Annotated in this window: 19 protein-coding genes and 1 pseudogene; 4 read left to right on the forward strand and 16 right to left on the reverse strand. The window is 73.6% G+C overall.

The genetic code is table 11. From position 1 onward, the window contains the following. Positions 1-287, forward strand: a 287-nt coding sequence (locus ACOJTC_RS21120) for a Rieske (2Fe-2S) protein (protein ID WP_420118177.1), incomplete at its 5' end; no start/stop codon positions are given. A 13-nt stretch (positions 288-300) separates the two neighbouring features. On the opposite strand, the gene ACOJTC_RS21125 is transcribed toward ACOJTC_RS21120, so the two are convergent. The 7 genes from ACOJTC_RS21125 to ACOJTC_RS21155 all read right to left on the reverse strand — a co-directional run bounded on the left by ACOJTC_RS21125 (position 301) and on the right by ACOJTC_RS21155 (position 8,598). Next, entirely contained in the window at positions 301-1,938 is a 1,638-nt protein-coding gene (locus ACOJTC_RS21125) for a CotH kinase family protein (protein WP_420118178.1), read from the reverse strand. A 99-nt stretch (positions 1,939-2,037) separates the two neighbouring features. Next, on the reverse strand, positions 2,038-2,730 hold the full coding sequence (urtE, locus tag ACOJTC_RS21130) for an urea ABC transporter ATP-binding subunit UrtE (protein WP_204924364.1): 693 nt from the start codon (positions 2,728-2,730) through the stop codon (positions 2,038-2,040). Further along, positions 2,730-3,485 (reverse strand): urea ABC transporter ATP-binding protein UrtD, encoded by a 756-nt coding sequence (gene urtD, locus ACOJTC_RS21135; protein ID WP_420118179.1) that lies wholly within the window; start codon positions 3,483-3,485, stop codon positions 2,730-2,732. The genes urtE and urtD overlap by 1 nt, the downstream gene beginning before the upstream one ends. Then, positions 3,482-4,669, reverse strand: coding sequence for an urea ABC transporter permease subunit UrtC (urtC, locus tag ACOJTC_RS21140; protein WP_420118180.1), 1,188 nt, complete (start codon positions 4,667-4,669; stop codon positions 3,482-3,484). The genes urtD and urtC overlap by 4 nt, the downstream gene beginning before the upstream one ends. Continuing rightward, positions 4,666-5,553, reverse strand: coding sequence for an urea ABC transporter permease subunit UrtB (gene urtB, locus ACOJTC_RS21145; RefSeq protein WP_204924367.1), 888 nt, complete (start codon positions 5,551-5,553; stop codon positions 4,666-4,668). The genes urtC and urtB overlap by 4 nt, the downstream gene beginning before the upstream one ends. Positions 5,554-5,616: 63 nt before the next feature. Then, positions 5,617-6,861: an urea ABC transporter substrate-binding protein gene (urtA, locus tag ACOJTC_RS21150; protein ID WP_357930428.1), complete on the reverse strand. Its 1,245-nt coding sequence runs from the start codon at positions 6,859-6,861 to the stop codon at positions 5,617-5,619. A gap of 597 nt (positions 6,862-7,458) precedes the next feature. Continuing rightward, on the reverse strand, positions 7,459-8,598 hold the full coding sequence (locus ACOJTC_RS21155) for a substrate-binding domain-containing protein (RefSeq protein ID WP_420118181.1): 1,140 nt from the start codon (positions 8,596-8,598) through the stop codon (positions 7,459-7,461). 95 nt (positions 8,599-8,693) lie between these two features. Here ACOJTC_RS21155 and ACOJTC_RS21160 point away from each other — a divergent pair, with 95 nt between their 5' ends. Beyond that, positions 8,694-9,134, forward strand: a complete 441-nt coding sequence (locus tag ACOJTC_RS21160; RefSeq protein WP_204924370.1) for a MarR family winged helix-turn-helix transcriptional regulator — start codon at positions 8,694-8,696, stop codon at positions 9,132-9,134. A 215-nt stretch (positions 9,135-9,349) separates the two neighbouring features. On the opposite strand, the gene ACOJTC_RS21165 is transcribed toward ACOJTC_RS21160, so the two are convergent. From ACOJTC_RS21165 to ACOJTC_RS21200, 8 genes and pseudogenes are all read right to left on the reverse strand, one after another. Continuing rightward, the gene (locus ACOJTC_RS21165) at positions 9,350-10,192 is read right to left on the reverse strand and encodes an urease accessory protein UreD (RefSeq protein WP_420118182.1); all 843 of its coding nucleotides are present in this window, start codon (positions 10,190-10,192) and stop codon (positions 9,350-9,352) included. Then, positions 10,192-10,929 carry an urease accessory protein UreG gene (gene ureG / locus ACOJTC_RS21170; RefSeq protein ID WP_088647759.1) on the reverse strand — a complete coding sequence of 246 codons (738 nt, stop codon included), beginning with the start codon at positions 10,927-10,929 and terminating at the stop codon, positions 10,192-10,194. The genes ACOJTC_RS21165 and ureG overlap by 1 nt, the downstream gene beginning before the upstream one ends. Further along, complete coding sequence (locus ACOJTC_RS21175) at positions 10,919-11,602, reverse strand: urease accessory protein UreF (protein WP_420118183.1); 684 nt, start codon at positions 11,600-11,602, stop codon at positions 10,919-10,921. Before ACOJTC_RS21175 ends, ureG begins: the two co-directional genes overlap by 11 nt. Then, positions 11,602-13,305 (reverse strand): urease subunit alpha, encoded by a 1,704-nt coding sequence (locus ACOJTC_RS21180; RefSeq protein ID WP_420118184.1) that lies wholly within the window; start codon positions 13,303-13,305, stop codon positions 11,602-11,604. The genes ACOJTC_RS21175 and ACOJTC_RS21180 overlap by 1 nt, the downstream gene beginning before the upstream one ends. Continuing rightward, complete coding sequence (locus ACOJTC_RS21185; protein ID WP_420118185.1) at positions 13,302-13,601, reverse strand: urease subunit beta; 300 nt, start codon at positions 13,599-13,601, stop codon at positions 13,302-13,304. The genes ACOJTC_RS21180 and ACOJTC_RS21185 overlap by 4 nt, the downstream gene beginning before the upstream one ends. A gap of 59 nt (positions 13,602-13,660) precedes the next feature. Next, positions 13,661-13,960 (reverse strand): annotated as a pseudogene (locus ACOJTC_RS21190) (urease subunit gamma); the annotation flags it as partial. A 251-nt stretch (positions 13,961-14,211) separates the two neighbouring features. Continuing rightward, a complete protein-coding gene (locus ACOJTC_RS21195) occupies positions 14,212-14,997 on the reverse strand; it encodes a 2OG-Fe(II) oxygenase (RefSeq protein ID WP_420118186.1) in 786 nt (261 codons plus the stop codon). A gap of 39 nt (positions 14,998-15,036) precedes the next feature. Further along, a complete protein-coding gene (locus tag ACOJTC_RS21200; RefSeq protein ID WP_420118187.1) occupies positions 15,037-17,235 on the reverse strand; it encodes a tetratricopeptide repeat protein in 2,199 nt (732 codons plus the stop codon). Between the two features lie 405 nt (positions 17,236-17,640). Here ACOJTC_RS21200 and ACOJTC_RS21205 point away from each other — a divergent pair, with 405 nt between their 5' ends. Continuing rightward, positions 17,641-18,198: a hypothetical protein gene (locus ACOJTC_RS21205; protein WP_363655197.1), complete on the forward strand. Its 558-nt coding sequence runs from the start codon at positions 17,641-17,643 to the stop codon at positions 18,196-18,198. Positions 18,199-18,231: 33 nt separating this feature from the next. Here ACOJTC_RS21205 and ACOJTC_RS21210 read toward each other — a convergent pair whose 3' ends face one another. Then, positions 18,232-18,864 carry an SGNH/GDSL hydrolase family protein gene (locus ACOJTC_RS21210; protein WP_420118188.1) on the reverse strand — a complete coding sequence of 211 codons (633 nt, stop codon included), beginning with the start codon at positions 18,862-18,864 and terminating at the stop codon, positions 18,232-18,234. A 291-nt stretch (positions 18,865-19,155) separates the two neighbouring features. On the opposite strand from ACOJTC_RS21210, the gene ACOJTC_RS21215 reads away from it, so the two are divergent. After that, a complete protein-coding gene (locus ACOJTC_RS21215; RefSeq protein ID WP_204924380.1) occupies positions 19,156-19,887 on the forward strand; it encodes a GAF and ANTAR domain-containing protein in 732 nt (243 codons plus the stop codon). Positions 19,888-19,936: the final 49 nt, after the last annotated feature.

Here is a 19,936-nt window from a genome sequence, read left to right on the forward strand (position 1 = left end):
CGGCGGCGCTGGCCGCGGTGGCGGACATCCCGGTCGGCGGCGGCAAGATCTTCAAGGCCGAGGGGGTGGTGGTGACCCAGCCGGCGGCCGGCACCATCAAGGCGTTCTCCGCGACCTGCACCCACCAGGGCTGCACGGTCACCTCGGTCAAGGACGGCACCATCGTCTGCGGCTGCCACAACAGCGTCTTCGGCATCGCCGACGGCGCGGTGCGCAGCGGCCCGGCCGGTAGCCCGCTGCCGCCCCGGGCGGTCACCGTCGACGGCGACGACATCCGGCTGGCCTAGGGGGTCGGCACACCTAGATCGCCGAGTCCAGCCACGCCATCCGCCGGTCCAGCCAGTCCCGCAGGTAGTCGAGCTGCCCCTGCCACGTGTCGGCGGTCGGGGTGACGATGGGTCCGATCTTCTCGGTGGTCAGGTTCGGCCACCGCTGGAAGTTGCGGTCGGCGGCGTTGGCCAGCGGCGCGGTGAGAGCGGTGAGGCGCGCGTCGAGCCCAGCGGCCGACAGCGGACCCCGCCGGAGCTCGGCCCAGCGGGTCCGGACCAGCGCCATGAACCCGGGGTCGGTGACCAACCTGTTGATCCAGTTGTTGGGCTTCGGCCACCGGGGCTGCTCGTACTGCCAGCCGGCGGTCTCCAGGTTGGCCCCGCCGCCGACGCCGTAGGTGAGGTCGAGGTCCCACAGCGGCCCGGCGGTGATCCTGCCGCCCCGGTCCTTGTAGAAGTACGAGCTGCGGGCGTAGGCGTCGAAGTTGCGGGTCAGCTCGTTGAGGATGAACGAGTCGACGAACGATCCGACGTCGATCCAGGCGGGATAGCCGGTCACCGGATCGGCGAAGCCGGGGGACTGCATCAGGTCGTTGAACTGTTGGAGGTGCCCGGTCAGCCAGGCCTGCTGTTCCGGTTGCAGGGGCGAGGGGTCGACCACCTCCAGGTAGTGCCAACAGGTCGCGGGCCGGCCTTGGCAGTCCAGGGTGGGCTCCTCGGCCGTCAGCCACTCGAACTTGAGGATGTACCCACCGGTGATGGCCGGCAGGGTGACGTCGTCGGGGTCGAGATCCTTGAGGTCGAGCCGGTTCTTCGCGTTCTTGATGGTCTCGACGATCAGGTAGACGCCCTGGTAGTCCTCGGCGCTCACCGGCCGGTCCGCCACGTTGTGGTAGAACTCCACGAAGGCGTACCGGGGTGCCTGGAATCCGATCTCGCGGGCCAGGTCGAAGGTGAACGCCTCCCGGATCAACGCCTTGTCGGTGTAGGGCCCGCGCAGCACCCAGTCGGACTCGGCCGGCATCCCGAGGACCGGCAGGTCGACGTCGTCGTCCTCGTTGTCCCGGAACTCGACCCGGTAGGGCGCCTTGTCGAACAGGGAACTCGACGTGCCGCGCAGGTGGTAACCGATCCGGGTGGCGAGGGTGGGTGGCGTCGCGAGCGACGCGTGTCCCCCGGTCGGCGCGAAGAGCAACGCGGCGGCATCGACGAACTCCCGGTCCGGCGCACCCTGGCCGTACCCGTCGATCAGCAGGATCGGCAGGTCGAGGCTGACGTCCACGGCCCGCTCGACGTAGAGGGCGGTGCCGGGGTCACCGGTGGCCACCCCGTCGACGAACGCCTGGGCCCGTAGCTGGGTGGTGTCGACGAGGGTCACCGGGGTGCCGTCGTAGCGTGGGGAGTCCGCGCCGGGCAGCGCCCCGTCCGTCGTGTAGCGGATCTCGGCGTCGGTCACCGTCGTCCGCAACGAGACCGTGAGATCGTCGCGGAAGGTGCCGCTGGGCACGGAGAAGACGATGTCGCCGGTCAGCTCGTCCGCCGGGTCCGCCGCCGGGGCGACGGTGGCCGCCACGCCGGCCGGCCGGTCCGGGGCCGGCGACGGAGCGCCGACCACACCGAGCGAGATCGCGGTCACGACGCCCAGGACCCGGGCCGGCAGATTCCGCACAGTCACTCCCCTGCGTCACGGGCGGCTGGAGCACGCTCCAATCCATCTACGCACGCCAATGTTACAGGATTGTCACCGTGGGTGACCGGCCCGGCACTTTCAGACGGCGAGCGCCTGGCGGACCGACCGTTCGGCGTCCCGCCCGCCGTCGCCGGTGGCGGTGACCCGACCGGACTCCAGCACGTAGTGCCGGGTCGCCACCCGCAACGCGAAGCCGAGGTGCTGCTCCACCAGCAGCACCCGGATGCCGGCCCCGGTGGCCAGCTCGACGATCCGGTCCTGGATCTCGGCGACCACCGACGGCTGGATGCCCTCGGTGGGTTCGTCGAGCAGCAGCAGCCGGGGCCGGGTGACCAGCGCGCGGGCGATGGCCAACTGCTGCCGCTGGCCGCCGGAGAGCAGCCCTGCGCGCCGCCGCAGCAGGGGACGCAGCGCCGGGAACAGGTCCAGCGCCTCGGCGGTGGCGGCGGCCCCGTCGCGCCGGCCGTCGGCCACCAGCCGCAGGTTCTCCGCCGCCGTCAGGTGCGGGAAGCACTGTTGCCCCTGCGGGACGTACGCCAGGCCCCGGGCGACCCGCTGGTGCGGGGCGAGCCGGGTGACGTCCTCCCCGTCGAGGGTGACCGTGCCGGCGCGGGGGCGCAGCAGCCCGACGGCGACCCGCAGCAGGGTGCTCTTGCCCGCGCCGTTGTGGCCGAGCACGGCGGCCACCCCGTCGGCGGGGACGGCCACGTCCACCCCGTGCAGCACCTCGCTGCGGCCGTAGCCGGCGTGTACGCCACGCAGTTCCAACATCACGCCTCCGGTGCGGTGTCGACGCCGAGGTAGACCTCCTGCACCCGGGGGTCCGCCTGGACCTGGGCGACGGTGCCCTCGCTGAGCACCTTCCCGGCGTGCAGCACGGTCACGCTGCGGGCGAAGCGCCGCAGGAAGTCCATGTCGTGTTCGATGACCACCACGGTGCGGTCCCGGCTGACCGTCTCCAGCAGGGCGCCGGTGGCGTCGCGTTCCTCGTGGCTCATCCCGGCGACGGGTTCGTCGAGCAGCAGCAGCCGGGCGTCGGAGACCAACAGCATGCCGATCTCCAACCACTGCTTCTGCCCGTGCGCCAACGCGCCGGCCGGCTGGTCACCCCGGTCGGCCAGCCCGATCGTCTCCAGCGCGGCGGCCACCTCGTCGGGGATCCGGTTGCGTCGTCGGGCCAGCGTCCACCAGCTCCGGGTGGCTCCGGCGGCGATGTCGAGGTTCTGCACCACGGTCAGTTCCTCGAACACCGACGCGGTCTGGAAGGTGCGGCCGATGCCGAGCCGGGCGATGCGGTGCACGTCGCGGCCGAGCAGTTCCCGGTCACCGAAGCGGACCGAGCCGGTGGCCCGGACCAGCCCGGTCACGGCGTCGACCACCGTGGTCTTGCCGGCCCCGTTGGGGCCGATCAGGAACCGGATGTCGCCGGGCGGCACGTCGAGGTCGACCCCGTCGACGGCGGTGAAACCGTCGAAGGTGACCCGCAGGCCGCGTACGCACAGGCCGTCGAGCTGCGGGCCGGTCATGCCGCCGACACCTCCGTCCGGTTCTCGGCCCGGTCCACCGGCCGGGTCCGCCGCCACCACCGCGCGCCCGCCGGGTCCGACCGGCGCTGCCGGGCCAGCACCCACAGCGACGCCAGGCCGCCCGGCAGGAACGCCACCACCAGCACGAACAGCAACCCCTGCAGGTACGTCCAGGTGCCCGGGAACCGTTCCGACAGGGCGGTCCGCGCCCAGGCCACCGCCACCGCGCCGAGCACCGGACCGAGCAGGGTGGCCCGGCCGCCGACCGCGACACCGATGACGAACTCGATGGACGGGACGATCCCGATCAGCGCCGGCGAGATGATCCCGACCGCCGGCACGAACAGCGCCCCGGCCAGCCCGGCCATGCCGGCGGCCACGACATAGCCGACGAGCTTGACACCGGCCGGGTCGTAGCCGAGGAAACGGACCCGTTCCTCACCGTCGCGGACGGCCACCAGCAACTCGCCGTAGCGGCTGCGGATGAGCTGGCGGGCCAGGGCCAGCAGCGCCAGCAGGCTGGCGGCGATGATGAAGTAGACCATCCGCTGGTTGACCGGGTCGTCCAGGTCGTACCCGAAGAAGCCCTGGATGTCGGTGAGGCCGTTGGTGCCGCCGGTGGTGCCCTGCTGGCCGACCAGCAGGATCACCATCGCGGCGGCGAGCGCCTGGCTGAGGATGGCGAAGTAGGCGCCGCGGACCCGGCGGCGGAACACCAGCGAGCCGAGGCCGAACGCGACGGCCATCGGCAGCAGCACGGTGGCCGGCAGCGCGATCCACGGGCTGGCGAACGGCCGCCACCACAGCGGCAGCTCGTCGAGCTGGCCGTAGAGCTGCATGAAGTCGGGCAGTTCGCCGGGGCCGGCGTCGGCGAGCTTGAGGTGCATGGCCATCGCGTAGCCGCCGAGGCCGAAGAACACCCCCTGGCCGAGGGTGAGCATGCCGCCCCGACCCCAGGCGATGCCGATGCCGACCGCGACCATCGCCACGCACAGGTACTTGGCCAGCAGCGACAGCCGGAAGTCCGACAGGGCCAGCGGGGCGACGGCGAACACCAGCGCCGCCCCGAGGGCGAACCCGGCGGCGGCGCGGGCCGGGCCGTCGAACCGGCGGCCCCGCCGGCCGCCGGCCGGGGTGCCGGCCGCGCCGGCGGGATCGGTGCCGACCAGCGGCGCGGCGGTCATGCGAGGCTCCTGGTACGCAGGGTGAACAGCCCCTGGGGCCGCCACTGGAGGAACGCCACGATCGCCACGAAGACGATCACCTTGGCGACGCTGAGCGTGGTGAGGTACTCGCCGGTGGCCTGGAGCACGCCCAGCGCGAAGGCGACGATCACGCTGCCCTTGAGCTGGCCGATGCCGCCGACCACGACGACCAGGAAGGCGTCGATGATGAGATTGGTGCCCATCGTCGGGCCGATCGGCCCGAGCAGGGTCAACGCGACCCCGGCGACGCCGGCCAGGCCGGAGCCGATGAAGAAGGTGGTCCGGTCGACCCGGGCGGTGGGGATGCCGGAGACGGCGGCGAGGTCGCGGTTCTGCACCACCGCGCGGATGCGCCGCCCGAGCGGGGTGAGCCGCAGCGCCAGGGTCAGCGCCAGCACCGCGGCCAGCGCGAGCGCCAGGATGAACAGCCGGTTGTTGGCGACGGTCAGCCCGCCGGGCAGGGAGATGTTGCCGGTCAGCAGCGCCGGAGCCCGGGTCTGCACGTTGGGGCTGCCGAAGACGTCGCGGGCCAGTTGCTGCAGCATCAGCGAGACGCCCCAGGTGACCAGCAGGGTGTCCAGCGGGCGGGCGTAGAGGCGGCGGATCAGCAGCACCTCCAGCAGCACGCCCATGGTGCCGGCCACCGCGAAGGCGACCGGCAGCGCCACCAGCAGCGACCAGCCGGCGGCGGTCACGGTCTGCTGCAGGACGTAGGTGGTGTAGGCGCCGGCCATGATGAACTCGCCGTGCGCCATGTTGATCACGTTCATCTGGCCGAAGGTCAGCGCCAGGCCGAGGGCGATGAGCAGCAGCACCGCGCCGATGCTGACGCCGGTGAAGAGCTGACCGAAGAGGACTGTCACGTTCGCGCTCCGAAGGGGTGGGTCGGCCCGGGCGGGGGTGCCTCCCGCCCGGGCCGGGATCGGTCAGCTCAGGCCGCTCGCCCAGGGGTAGCTCTTCAGGTACGGGTCCGGCGTGATCGGCTTGCCGGAGTTCCACACCTCGGTGATCAGCCCGTCGGCGCCGACCTTGCCGATCCGGGCGGTCTTGGCGATGTGCTGGGTGGGGCCGTCCACGGTGACCAGGCCCTCCGGGGCGTCGTAGGTGATGCCACCGGAGGCGGCCCGGACCTTCTCCACCTCGAACGTGCCGGCCTTGTCGACCATCGCCTTCCACAGGTACACCGCGACGTAGGCGGCCTCCATCGGGTCGCTGGTCGGCTTGTCCGCGCCGTACTTGGCCTTGTAGGCGGCGACGAACTTCTGGTTGGCCGCGCCGGGGGTGGTCTGGTAGTAGTTCCAGGCGGTCAACTGGTCCTTGAGGTACTGGGTACCGATCCCCTTGACCTCCTCCTCGGCGATCGACACCGACACCACGGGCATGCTCGCGGCGGTCAGCCCGGCGGAGGTGTACTCCTTGAAGAACGCCACGTTGCTGTCGCCGTTGAGGGTGTTGAACACGGCGTCGGCCTTCGACGAGCGGACCTTGTTGACGATGGTGCCGAACTCGGTGGAGCCGAGCGGGGCGTAGTCCTCACCGAGCACGGTCATCCCGTTCGCCGCCGCGTACGCCTTGATGATCTTGTTGGCGGTACGCGGGAAGACGTAGTCGCTGCCGACCAGGTAGACCGACTTCTTGCCCTGCGCCTTGAGGTAGTCCAGGCCGGGCACGATCTGCTGGTTGGTGGTCGCCCCGGTGTAGAAGATGTACGGCGACTGCTCCAGCCCCTCGTACTGCACGGGGTAGAACAGCAGCGCCTTGTTCTTCTCGAAGACCGGCTTGACCGCCTTGCGGCTGGCCGAGGTCCAGCAGCCGAAGACGGCGGCGACCCGGTCCTGGGAGATCAGCTTCTCGGCCTTCTCGGCGAAGGTGGGCCAGTCGGAGGCGCCGTCCTCACCGACCGGGACGATCTTCTTGCCCAGCACGCCACCGGCGGCGTTGATCTCCTCCACGGCGAGCATGATGGAGTCCCGTACGGTGACCTCGCTGATGGCCATGGTGCCGGAGAGCGAATTGAGCAGGCCGACCTTGACGGTGTCGCCGGACACGTCGGCGCTGACCCCGGCGGTCGACTTCTCGTCGGAGGTCTTGCTGCCACAACCGGCGAGCGCGGCGGCGGCAATCAGGGTCAAGGCGCCCGCCAGGATGCGGCGGCCCCGGAACTGTGACATTCATTCTCCCTGCGGAGCGATGTTCGCCGGATAATTTTCCGTGCCGGCCCGCACTGGCCGGCAGGTATTGCTGTCAATGATTGGTAGGCGGTGCGGTCGTGGCGCAGGTCGGCGGGCTCGTCGAGCGACGGGTGGGGCGTCGCGGCGGCGGTCCGCAGTGGACTTTCGGGCAGCAAAAGCTTCTGCCCACTTGATTGCCGCCACGTTTCCCGGCCCTTAATTGACTGTTTCCCGGACCGATCTCGACACACACAAAAAAGGCCACCGCCACAATGGACGATGACCGCTCACGAGAATGCGCGACGCCTATCCGACACAGGATGGACCACCACCACCGAACCCGCCCGACAATAGACAGGAATGGCGATTACTTCACGCAGGAAGCATCCTAGAACCACCACCCACCCCCCTGTCAACACCCCACCCCCGCCCTCCCGCCCCCCGCCCTCACCCCTCCCGGACCTCCCTCCCGCCCCGCATGATCAAGAGGTTTGCGTCAGCCGTGGAGCTGGAGCTGACGCAAACCTCTTGATCACCGGGGACAACCGGGGGCCGGCGGGCCGGCGGGCCGGCGGAAGGGTGGGAGAGTGAGTGGGGTCAGAGTTCGGCGAGGACGGTGAAGTCGAGGCCGTCGGCCTCGGCGAGGGAGATGCGGTGCCGGACGTGGCGGCGGCGCAGCTGCAACTCGCCCCGGGGGCCGTGGTAGGTGACCGCGTCCGCCGCCGCCCCGATGGCGCGGACGTCCAGCGTGCGGGCGCGGGCGATCAGGGCGGCGAGCAGCATCACGCCCTCGTAGCAGGACTCCCCCAGGCTGCCCAGCGGCGGCGCGTCCACCCCGAACCGGCGGGCGAACGCGCCGTGGAAGTCCAGGTTCTCCCGGGTGACCAGGCCGGCGAAGAACCCGGCCGTGCTGAACAGCCGGCGGGTGCCGCCGACGCCGCTGGCCAACAGCATGTTCTCGTCCATCAGGGTGCTCAACCGCAGGCACCGCTGGTCCAGCGCGGAACGGCCGAAGGCCCGGTTGAACCGGACGGCGTCGGCACCGACGAGCAGCATCAGCACCGCGTCGGCCTCGGTCCGCTCGATCTCCCGCAACACCGGTCCGAAGTCCTCGGTGCCCAGCGGCAGGAACGCCCGCCCGCACACCCGCGCCCCGTCGTCGCGGGCGTAGCGCTGGGCGGCCTGCGCGGTCCGGCGCGGCCAGACGTAGTCGTTGCCGACCAGGTACCAGCGGCGGACCCCCTGCTCCCGGGCCAGCAGCCGCATCGCCGGGCGGAGCTGCGCGTCCGGCGTCTCGCTGGTCAGGAACACCCCCTCGGTACGCTCCCCACCCTCGTACAGGGCGGTGTAGACGTACGGCACCCGGTGCGCGATCCGGGGCGCCACCGCCTGCCGGACCGACGAGATGTGCCAGCCGGTGACCCCCTGCACCGCGCCGGTCGACACCAGCGCCTCCACTTCGGCGGCGACCTGCGCCGGTGGCGCACCGCCGTCGACCGGCACCAGCCGCAGCTCCCGGCCGAGCACCCCGCCGGCCCGGTTGACCTCCTCCACCGCCAACTGGGCACACAGCTCACAGGTGGGGCCGAACATGCCGGCCGGGCCGCGCATCGGAAAGACCAGCGCGACACTGACCACCGACCGGTCGACGGTCAACCAGGGGGCCGCGCCGGCCGTGCCGCCCGAGCGGGGCAACGGCTCCGGCACGCCGTGGGGGCCGGGCACCGGCACGGACATGCTGACATGATTGCCGGCAACCCTGGCGGGCCACCAGACCCGACCGAAAACCGGGACGCTTCGGTAACATGGCAACCCACCGAACGGGGAGAGACATGGCCGACGATCCCACGACGCCCGTCGACCTGATGCGCGCGCTCACCCGCGCCGAACGGCTGCTCGCCCGCCGGGTCGGCGCGGTGCTCACCACCGAGGGGCTCACCGTCGAGGCGTGGCGGGTGCTCTGCCGCCTCGCCGACGGGCAGGGCCACCCGATGAGCGAGGTCTCCACCGAGGAGTCGTTGCCGCCGGGCACCCTGACGAAGCTCGTCGACCAGCTCGTCGACCAGAATCTGGTGCACCGCCGGATCGACCCGTTCGACAGGCGACGCATCCGGGCCTACCTGACCCCCCGGGGCCGCCGCGAACAGGAACGCATCGACGCCCTCGTCCGGGCCGAGCTGGCCGGGGTCCTCGACGACGCGACGCTGACCGGGCAGCTCGTCGACCTGGTCGCCCGGCTCGACCCGCGCCGGCAACCGGTCCGGGCCGGCTGACCCCGGCCCGACCCACCGGGGATCCCGCCCGAGGCCTGGCCGGCGGCGGTCCGGCACGGGTGCAGACACGACAGGTCGCCGACCGCCCGCCGGCGGCGGCAACGCCGGCAGGAAGCCTCCGCGGTCGACACCACCGCACCCCGCACCGCCCGGGCTGAGGGCGGACCGGGGCAGGGTCCGCCCGGCCGGTGGCCGGTGCGGGGTTGTGGGGGCCGCTAGGCGACCGGCACCGCGTCGGCCCCGGTGCGGGTTGCGGGTCGGTGGAGACCCCCGGGCGGGGTGTTCGCGTCGACCGGGGCGGTGAGCAGGGTACGCAGGGTGTGCGCGTCGACGGCGGTGGCGGTGAGCAGCGCCGCCGGGCCGCCCGCCAGCGGCAGCCAGGCGGCGGACGCCCCGGGGCCGGCGGGGAGCAGCCGGCCCCGGGGCTGACCGCCGCCGGCGTCCACGGTGGCCGGTCCCGACGCGGCGGCGGGACCGACCACCAGCAGCGACCCGGTCGCCGTCGCCCCGCCCAGCACGGCCGGCCCGGCCCAGCCGGGTGCGGCCGGGCCGACCGCCAGGGACTGGCGCAGCAGCGGCCGCCCGGCGTGGGCGACCGAGGTGGCCACCACGACGTCGCCTGCGGGGTCGCCGTACCGGCCGCAGACGAGTTCCTCGCGCCAGAGCAACCGGGCCCCCTCGGCGAGGGTCACCCGGGACCCGGCGACGTGGTCGCAGCCGGCCGCCGCGACCAACTGCTCCGGAAGCCAGTTCAGGGTGCCGCCGTCGTGCACCACCGCGTCGACCCGCATCCGGGAGACCGCGCCGGGCCGGCCGGGCAGGGCGACCGAGGCGGCGACGGTACGCACCTGCACCGCCGCCCCCGGCCCCACCTCGACGCTCAACCGCAGGTCGTCACCGGCCAGCGGACCGGCCGCGCCGCCGACGACGTACACCGTGGGGACGCCCTGTTCGGCGGCGGCCTGGCGCAGCAGCAGCGGTGACTCGCCCCGCAGCTCGCGCAGCACGGTGCGGCCGTGACGGTCGGCGACCGCCACCACCCGGGCGACCGCGCGCATCAGGCGACGGCCAGCCGGCCACGGTGGTGGGCCAGCTCGTGGCGCACCCAGTCGGCCACCCCGGTGGCCAGCGGATCACCCACGATGGACAGGAACACCGTCGGCAGGTCCCCCCGCCGGGCGCGGGCGTCGCGGTCCATCACCGACAGGTCGGCCCGCACCAGCGGGGCAAGGTCGGTCTTGTTGATGACCAGCAGGTCGGCGGCGGTCACCCCGGGCCCACCCTTGCGGGGCACCTTGTCGCCACCGGCGACGTCGACCACGAAGATTTGCCTGTCGACCAGCCCCCGGCTGAAGGTGGCGGTGAGGTTGTCCCCGCCGCTCTCCACCAGCACCAGGTCCAGCGGCCCGACCCCGTCGACCAGCTCGTCGATGGCGTCGAGGTTCGCGCCGATGTCGTCGCGGATCGCGGTGTGCGGGCAGCAGCCGGTCTCCACGGCCCTGATCCGGGCCGGGTCGAGCACCCCGGCCCGACGCAGGAAGTCGGCGTCCTCGGTGGTGTAGATGTCGTTGGTCACCACGCCCAGACGCAGCTCGTCGGCGAAGGCCCGGCACAGCGCCGCGACCAGCGCGGTCTTGCCCGACCCGACCGGCCCGCCGATGCCGACCCGCAGCGGGCGGGCGGTGGGCGGCAGCGGGGCGTGCGGGTCGACCCCCGGCTCGGGGTGGGTGTGCGGCACGGTCTCGTCGTGCGGGATCGACGCGTGCGGGGTCGGCGATACGGTTTCAGGACGCAAAGAGACGCACCTCCCAGGTGGTGTGGACTTCGGCGTGGATGTCGGTGAGCGGGGCGGCCGGGGCCGGCAGCCACTCGGGCGGGTCGTCGGCGGTGGCGACCGCGCGGGCCGCCGTGGCGTCACAGTCGACGGCCAGCGCCGCCAGCACCGCGTGCACCCGGTACGGGTCGAGGCCGAGCAGCCGGACCGCGGCGCGGGCCGGGCCGGTCACCGACCCGTACGCGGCGACGGTCGCGACCGCCACCGGGTCGAGGCCGGCGGCGGCGGCGACCAGGCCGAGCACCAGCGGCTGGTGCGGCCCGGACGGGCCGGTGGGCACGTCGTCGAACCCGCCGCCGGGCCAGATCTCCCGGCCGGCCCGCAGCAGCGCCCGACCCTGCCGGCGGGAGACGGCCCGCAGCGCCGGGGCGGCGGTGCGGGCGTCCAGTTCGGCGTCCAGCCGGGCCAGCGTCGCCCGCCGGTCGGCGGTGCCGGCGGCCCGGTGGGCCGCCACCGCGAAGGCGGCGGCGACCAGCCCACCGGTGGCCAACCGGCCGCGCAGGAACCCGGCCAGCGTGGCCGGATCGGTGACCAGCCCGGCCGCCACCGCCGCCTCCAGCCCGGCGGAGTGGGCGTGCGCCCCGGCGGGGAACCTGCCGTCGGCCAGCAGCAGCACCATGCTCGACGGGGTCATCAGAACAGGTGGTACCGCTGGGCCATGGGCAGCTCGACCACCGGTTCCGGGTCGACCACCACCCCGTCGATGCGGACGGTGAAGGTGTCCGGGTCGACCTCGATGCGCGGCAGCGCGCCGTTCTCCGGCAGGTCCGCCTTGCCCCTCGAGCGCACGTCGGCCACCGGGACCAGCGGGCGGCGCACGTCCAGCCGCAGGCCCGCCTCCAACGCGGCCGGCGCGACGAACGCCACGCTGGTCGCGGCGGGCACCACGCCGTACGCGCCGAACATCGGCCTCGGCAGCATCGGCTGCGGGGTGGGGATGGAGGCGTTCGCGTCGCCCATCTGCGCGTACGCGATCATCCCGCCCTTGATCACCAGGTGGGGCCGGACGCCGAAGAACGCCGGGTCCCAGAGCACCAGGTCGGCGAGCTTGCCCGGTTCCACCGAGCCGATCTCCCGTTCCAGTCCGTTGGCCATCGCCGCGCAGATGGTGTATTTCGCCACGTAGCGGCGGGCCCGGTGGTTGTCGGCCGGGCCGTCGCCGGGCAGCGCGCCCACCCGGCGCTTCATCACGTGCGCGCTCTGCCAGGTCCGGGTGATCACCTCGCCGACCCGGCCCATCGCCTGCGAGTCGGAGCCGATGATGGAGATCGCCCCGAGGTCGTGCAGCAGGTCCTCGGCGGCCATCGTGGACGGCCGGATCCGGCTCTCGGCGAACGCCAGGTCCTCCGGCACCGACGGGTTCAGGTGGTGGCAGACCATCAGCATGTCGAGGTGCTCGGCGAGGGTGTTGCGGGTGTACGGCCGGGTCGGGTTCGTCGACGACGGCAGCACGTTCGGCTCCCCGGCCACCGTGATGATGTCCGGCGCGTGCCCGCCCCCCGCCCCCTCGGTGTGGTACGAGTGGATCGCCCGCCCGGCGATGGCGCGCAGCGTGTCGGCCACGAACCCGGCCTCGTTGAGGGTGTCGGTGTGAATGGACACCTGCACCCCGGACGCGTCGGCGACCCGCAGGCAGGCGTCGATCGCCGCCGGGGTGGTCCCCCAGTCCTCGTGCAGCTTGAAGCCACCCGCCCCGGCCCGCAACTGCTCCCACAGCGCCTCCGTGGAGACCGTGTTGCCCTTGCCCAGCAGCAGCACGTTCACCGGGAAGGCGTCCAGCGCCTCGTGCATCCGGGCCAGGTGCCAGGCGTTCGGGGTGACCGTGGTGGCCCGGGTGCCCTCCGCCGGGCCGGTGCCCCCGCCGACGAGGGTGGTGATGCCCGAGGTGAGCGCCTCGGTGACGATCTGCGGGCAGATGAAGTGCACGTGGGTGTCCACCGCCCCGGCGGTGAGGATGCGACCGTTGCCGGCGATCACCTCGGTGGACGGGCCGATCACCAGGTCCGGGTGGACGCCGGGCATGGTGTCCGGGTTGCCGGCCCGGCCCAGCGCCACGATCCGGCCGTCGCGCAGCCCGACGTCGGCCTTGGCCACCCCCCAGTGGTCCAGCACCACCGCGCCGGTGATCACCGTGTCCAGGGCGCCCTCGGCCCGGGTGGCCCGGGACTGGCCCATCGACTCGCGGATCACCTTGCCGCCGCCGAACACCGCCTCGTCCCCGCCGACGCAGTGGTCGACCTCCACCTCGATCAGCAGGTCGGTGTCGGCCAGCCGGATGCGGTCGCCGGTGGTCGGGCCGTACAGGTCGGCGTAGCGTCGCCGGTCCACGGTGCTCATCGTCCCGCCTCCGCGTCGCGCGGTCCGGACCCGTCGGCATCCGGCCCCGGGTCGAGGGGGCCGGCGACCTCGCCGCGCAGCCCCGGCACCACCCGGGCCCCGCCCAGCGGCACCAGGTCCACGGTGCGGCTCACGCCCGGCTCGAAGCGCACCGACGTCCCCGCCGGCACCGCGAGCCGCTGGCCGTACGCGGCGGCGCGGTCGAAGCGCAGCCCCGGGTTGGTCTCGGCGAAGTGGTAGTGCGAGCCGACCTGGATCGGCCGGTCGGCGGTGTTGACCACCAGCAGGGTGGTCACCGGACGCCCCACGTTGATCTCGACCGGCCCGTCGCCGGGCAGGATCTCCCCCGGGATCCCGGGATCGGGTGGTGCACCGTCCCCAACTTGGTGCCGTCCGGGAACGTCGCCTCCACCTGCACCTCCCCCAGCATCTCCGGAATGCCGTCGAGCACGTCGTCGCGGCTGAGCACGGTCCGGCCGGCGGCCATCAGGTCGGTGACGGTCCGGCCGTCCCGGGCGCCCTCCAGCAGGAAGGCGGTGATCAGGGCGACGGCTTCGGGATAGTTGAGGCGCAGTCCGCGCTCGCGCCGACGGCGGGCGACGTCCGCGGCGACGTGGACGAGCAGGCGGTCCTGCTCGTGGGGCGTGAGGAACACGGGATCTCCCGGGCGGCTCGGCGTGTTTCCCACCGTAACGGCCGGAACCGGGCCAGGGGCACGGAACGGACACGGGGCAGGAAGGACACACGGGACCGCCGTCGGACCACCGGCAGGGTGCTCCGGGGCCCCACCGGCCCCGGCCCGCCACGGGGCCACTCGGCGGTGGTGGTTGGGAAGGACCGCACCGCCAACCGCTGGACCGACCGTAGAGGATCACCCCGGGCCGTGGCAACGCCCCGGCGGGGGCATCAGGCGAACAGCAGCAGCGGGTCGGTGTCGCCGCGCACCCCGACGAAACAGGCGGCGGACGTCCGGCAGCCCCGGCGCACCTCCCGCACCCCGTGCATCCGGCCCGCCTCGAACATCACCAGGTCACCCTGGCCGGGCAGCACCGTGTCGTGCGGCGGCCCGACCAGTTCCGGTTCGAGGCCGTAGTCGAGCGGGTCGGCCTTGAGCGCCACGAACTCGTCCTCACCGAGGCGTCCCCAGAAGTCGATCTCGCCGCCGTCGCCGGGGGCCGGCACCTCCAGGTAGATGTTCACCCCGAGCCGTCGCCGCAGCCGGTAGGTGTCCAGCAGCGGGATCTGCCGGCGGTCGATGTGCGGGCGGCCCCGGCCGCCGGGGGTCATCCGGCGCAGCACCCCGGGGAGCATCATCCGCCCCTCGTGCCGGCCGACCGTCGCCCCGCACGGCCACATCTCGTCGAGGTCCAGCCGGATCAGATCGGTGGGCGACTGCCGGCCGGCGAACACCTCGTGCCGGATCAGCCGGGTGGTGGCCGGCGCGTCGTCGAGGTACCGGCGGACCACCTCACCGCCGTTGGCGACCTGCCCCATCGAGGTGCCGACGCTGGTGAACTCCGTGGTGAGGGAGAAGTTCGCCGCCGCGACGGCGGCCACCACCCGGGGCAGGACGGCCTCGCACTCGGCCGGCGGAAAGTACTCCCGGTGCCAGATGAGGTCGATCTCCCCGGTGGCGAGGTCCCGCAGCGACCCGGGGGTCAGCCGGTCGCTGCGGCGCAGGTGTTGGCTCACGTCACTCCCTCGTCGGGCGGCTGCGGCACGGGCCCGCGCTCAGCCGCCCTGTAGCTGTCGCAGGTCGGCCTCCGCCCGTACCGTGTCGGGGTGGTCGTCGCCGAGGACGCGCCGCCGGTCGGTGACCACCTTGGCGAGGACCTTCTCGGCCTCCACCCGGTCGCCGGTGGCGACCAGCGCCTCGGCCAGGGTGTGCCGGGCGGCGATCATCCCGAGGTGCTGGTCCTCCCGCCGGGCGGTGTCGGTGGCGAGGATCGCCCGCAGGTCGGCCAGGGCCTCGGCGGCCCGCCCCTCGTGCAGCAGGCACAGGGCCAGGGTGTGCCGGACGGTCAGCGTCTCCAGGTGGTCGGGGGCCCAGTGCCGCAGCCGGATCTCCAGGATCTCGGTCAGCTCGGCGCGGGCGTCGGCGTACCGGCCCTGGGCGGCCACCGCGCGGGCCAGGCTGTGCCGGGCGGTCATGGTGTCCCGGTCCTCCGGGCCACGGACCCGGAACTCCGCCCGGACGATGTCCCGCAGCTCCTGCTCGGCATCGGCCCACCGGCCCTGCTCGAGGATGGTCCGGGCCAGCTTGTGCCGGCTGGCCAGGGTGTTGCGGTGCTCCCGGCCGAGCAGCGCCTCCCGGGCCGGGATGATCTCCCGCAGCTCGGTCTCGGCCCAGTCCAGCTGCCCCTGTTCCAACGCCGCCCGGGACCGCTCGTGGCGCAGGCTGAGCACCGCCCGCTCCCGGGGGTCGAGGCCGATCCGACGGCAGGCGGCCAGGCAGCGGTCGAGCAGGATCTCGGCCTGGCCGGGCAGGCTGACGGCCAGCAGGAAACGGGCGATCAACCGGGCCAGGTCCAGTGCGGTGGTGAGCAGTTCCGGCTCGGTACGGGGCAGCTCCCCCGCGTCGAAGAAGGCCAGCACCGCCCCGGTCGTCGGCGGGGCCAGCACGTGCCAGCTGGCCCACTTGTCGGGCTCGTCCGGGTCGAACTCCTCCTCCCGGGGCCGGTCCGGGTCCCGCAGCCGCAGCACGTCGAGCAGGGTGAGCACCAGCTCGTGGTAGGCCGGCCGGTCGGCGATCACGTCGGGGTGGTCGTGCACCAGCTCGCGTACCAGCGGGTGCAGGGTCACCACGTGCGCGACCGGCGACTGCGCGGGCAACGACTCGATCACGCCGAGGTCGACCAGGGCGAAGTCGGCGAGCGACCGGAGCACCTCACGCAGCCGGTCCTCGCCGATCTCACCGACGAGCCGGGACGCCGACAACCGGGCCGGGTCGAGCAGGATCTGGTACGGGATCGGCGCGTCCCCCAGCGAGGCCAGCAGCCGCAGCATCGGGCGGGCCTGGGCCAGCCCCCGCCCGGCGAGCAGGTCCAGCGACATCTCCCAGGACTGCACGACCGGTCGTACCGCCCGGTCGAACGCCTGCGACACGGTACGGGTCGTGCCGGCGCCGGAGCGGCGGTCCAGGGCCTCCCGGTAGCCGTCGTAGGTGCGGATGGACACCCCGGGGCCGCCGACCGGGATGCGGTTGGCCTCGGCGAGGTAGGTGCCCGCCCCGCGCAGGGCCAACGGATGCCCCTTGAGCCGGGTGGCCAGGCTGGTGGCCTGGGCGAGGCTGCCGGGCGCGTCACCGGCGAGGTCGATCAGGACCTGGGCGGCGTCCGGTGGGGAGAGTTCCCGCACCGGGTGCATGGTGGACCAGTCGCCCCAGGTCTCCTGGCGACCGTCGCGGGTGGTGACCAGGACCAGCCCGTTGCGGGTACGCGGCTGGCGGAACCACCCGGTGCCCTCGGCGACCCGGCCGTCGAGCGGGGCCAGCAGAGACGGCTCGTCGGCGTTGTCGAAGATCAGCAGCCACGGCCGGTCCGACTCGTTGAGCAGCGTCCACACCAGCTCCACCGGGCTGCGGGTCTTGCCCGCCCAGGCCAGGTCGAGCTGGCTCTCCGGGGCCTGGAGCTGGCCGGCGATCTCGCGCATGCCGGCACTGACCCGGGCCGAGTCCTTCGCCGAGATCCACCAGACCAGCCGACCGCGTGCCTCCAGCCGGCGGGCCACCTCCAGCGCGGTGGCGCTCTTGCCGCAGCCGCCCAGCCCCCAGAGGATCTGGGCGGCCTCCTCGGCCGGGCGGAGCGTGCCGGCCGGCGGTTCGGCGGCCCGCAGGATCGTCTCGACCAGTTCGTCGCGACCGCGCAGCGGCAGCCGACCGGGGCGGGGCGGGGTGATGGAGAAACCGGCGTCCTGCGCCGCGCCGGTCATCGTCGACCGGTGCCGGGGCCGGGGGCCGGGGTGCGGCCGGACCGGCGCGTGGACGGGACACCCGGCGCCCCGTGAGGCCGGAAACGGGTCGGGGACGGGAGGGACCGCCACGGTGCGGGCCGAGCCGCTGGGCTCTGGTGAGCGGGACCGGGGGAACTCATCTGACCTCCCGGAGGGGCGGGACGACAGGGGCCACGTCCACGGGTCGGGTGCGGCCCGTGGTGGTGATCCTTCCCCCAACCCTACCCGTCCGCAGCGCCGGTATCACTGCGCGTCGACCACCCGGACCGAACGTGCGGGTCTTGTGGACGGGACGGCGGGACCGGCCGACCGGGCAGGGGAGGCCGACGGCGCAACCCCGCCGGCCGCACCGGGTGCTGGCGGGCCGACGGTACCGTGCCGGCCATGTCGACTGTGGAGCTGCTGGCCTGGCTGCCCGTGCACGGGCACATCGACTGGGGATCGGTGCCGGACTGGTTCGGCGGCCTCGGCACGGTGGGGACCCTGCTCTTCGGCGTGCTCAGCCTGCGCCGGGAGATCCGGGCCCGCCGGCGTGAGGACCGGGCCGCCCGCGCCCGGCAGGCCCGGCTGGTGTCGACCTCGACCCGGATCGAGGGCGGTGGGGTGCTGCGGGTACGGGTCACCAACGACAGCGACGGACCGGTCTTCGACCTGACCGCCACCCCCCGGGTCCGGGCCGGGGGCGACGACGGGGACGTCGTCGTCGGGGTCACGGCGGTGACCGGACCGGTGGACCGGCTCAACGGTCACCGCGACGGCGAACTGTTCGTCACCGTCGACCGCGCGGTCGACCTGACCGGTTTCGCGTCGGCCACCGTGGAGCTGTGCTTCACCGACCAGCAGGGCAACCGGTGGCGACGTCGGGGCGCGACGGAGCCGGAGCTGGACCTGGGTGTCGAGCCGTCGGGCCGCCGGCTGCGGCTGCCGTGGCGGCGGGGCTGACCGGCGGTCCGCCGACCCACGGGCCAGTACGCCTCAGGTGGCCGGGGTGACCGCCGCCAACCACTGCTGGGCCAGCACGGCGTGACCGGACGGGGTCAGGTGCACCCCGTCGTCGGTCCACACCCGGTCGTCGACGTCGGCGGTGTCGAACCGTGCCTGCACCGCGACCAGCGTCGCGTCGAACTCGACGGCCAGCTTGCGCACCGCGTCGAGTTTCGGGGCCAGGTCCTCGTGCCAGCGTCGCTGGTCCTCGTCGACCGGGAGCAGGAACGGTTCCATCAGCACCAGCCGCACGTCGGGCCGCGCGTCACGGGTGACACCCAGCACGTGCCGGTAGTCGGCGGTGAACTCCTCGACGGTGGTGGCCTCGCCGCTGCTGTACCGCCGCCAGGTGTCGTTGATCCCGATCAGCACCGACACCACCTGCGGGGACAGCGCCAGGCAGTCGTCCGACCAGCGGGCCCGCAGGTCGCGTACCCGGTCGCCGCCGACGCCCCGGTTGCGGAAGGTCGCCCGGTGATCCGGGTGCCGCGCGGTGAACCAGGCGGCGGCCATCATCGCCCAGCCCACCCCGAGGTCGGCGGGGTCGGTCCGGTCCCGTCCGGCGTCGGTGATGCTGTCGCCGATGAACAGCACCCGACCGTCGCGCGGTATCTCCACCGTCATCCGTCCGCTCCCCTGTCGTCGTCGGACGCCCATCATCCCCGCTGTCCGACCGGGACACCAGCAGGGAAGTCGACGCGGCGGTGGTGTCCATCGCCGGTCCGGGCCGGCCGACCGGTACAGTGGTGCTCCGCATCCGACGCCCCACCGGGTGTCGTGCGTGAGCGTCAAGCAGCGGCGCGGTCCCCGGCCCGTCCGGCGGCTGCACCTGCGGCCTACCGGCATGGACCGATCATCACGCGCCGCCGGCTCCGGCCGGTGGTTTCGCGCCGGTTCGCAAGGACGTCAGACGCCATGCCGCAGTCACCGCTCGACCTCACCGAGGCCGTCCTCCGGTTGGGGTCCATCCGCCACGACGAGATGGGCCTCGATGCCGTCCTGTCCCGGATCACCGAGGTGGCCCTGGAGAGCATCCCGGACGCCGCCGAGGTGACGGTGACCCTGGTGCACGGCACCGAGGCGACCACCGCCGCCCACACCGGCGAGCTCGCGCTCCAGCTCGACAGGTGGCAGTTCGAACAGGGCCGTGGCCCGAGCCTGGACGCGGCCACCACCGGCACGGTGCTGATCGTGGCGGACATGACCGAGGAGCGGCGCTGGCCGGAGTGGGCGGCCCGGGCGCACGCCGTGGGGGTGTGCTCGTCGATGTCGCTGGGCCTGCCGATCCAGGAGGCGGTGGTGGGCGCCCTGAACCTCTACGCCACCCGGGTCGGCGCGTTCGGCCCGCTGGTCGCGCCGGCCCGGACGTTCGCCGACCACGCCGCGGTGGCCCTGGCCAACGCCCACCTCTACGACAGCACCGCGACCCTGGCCGGGCAGATGCAGGAGGCGATGCGCAACCGGGCGGTGATCGAGCAGGCCAAGGGCATCATCATGGGGCAACGCCGGTGCACGGCCGACGAGGCGTTCGCGATGCTGGCCCGGGTGTCGCAGAATTCCAACCGCAAGCTGCGGGACGTGGCGGAGGCCCTGGTGCGGCAGGTCAGCCGGTCGGTGCCCGGTCAGCCCACCGCCGCCGACCGCTGAGGCACGGGGGTTCAGCGGCTACCGGCGGTGGCCCGGCCGACGAGGGCTG

It is taken from the genome of Micromonospora sp. (genome assembly GCF_048594385.1).
Classification (GTDB): Bacteria; Actinomycetota; Actinomycetes; order Mycobacteriales; family Micromonosporaceae; genus Micromonospora; species Micromonospora wenchangensis.